1 protein-coding gene is annotated in these 265 nt (G+C 52.5%); it reads left to right on the top strand.

All coding sequences use genetic code 11. The features are described from left to right. Window positions 1-44 precede the first annotated feature (44 nt). On the top strand, window positions 45-265 hold a 221-nt coding region (locus tag ACSNOG_RS33465; RefSeq protein ID WP_436756430.1), incomplete at its 3' end, for a carbohydrate ABC transporter permease.

Below are 265 nucleotides of genomic sequence, written 5' to 3'. Positions count from 1 at the left end.
GGCTCCCGCCTTCGGATTGGCTGCAAAGCTCCAAGACCGCCCTGATGTCGATCATCATCGTGTCCGTATGGCAGGCCATCGGCTACTATACGCTCATTATCGTGGCGGCTCTTCAAAGCATATCGCCCAGCATCTATGAAGCGGCTGCGCTGGATAACGCAAGCAAGTTCAAGGTGTTCTACAAAATCACGCTGCCCATGATTTCGCCGCAGCTGTTCTTCATCCTGATTATTATGACCATCGGCTCGTTCAAGGTGTTCGATAC

It is taken from the genome of Streptomyces sp. URMC 124, assembly GCF_051386455.1.
Taxonomy (GTDB): Bacteria; Actinomycetota; Actinomycetes; order Streptomycetales; family Streptomycetaceae; genus Streptomyces.
This window is presented reverse-complemented; position numbering and strand designations above follow the sequence as displayed.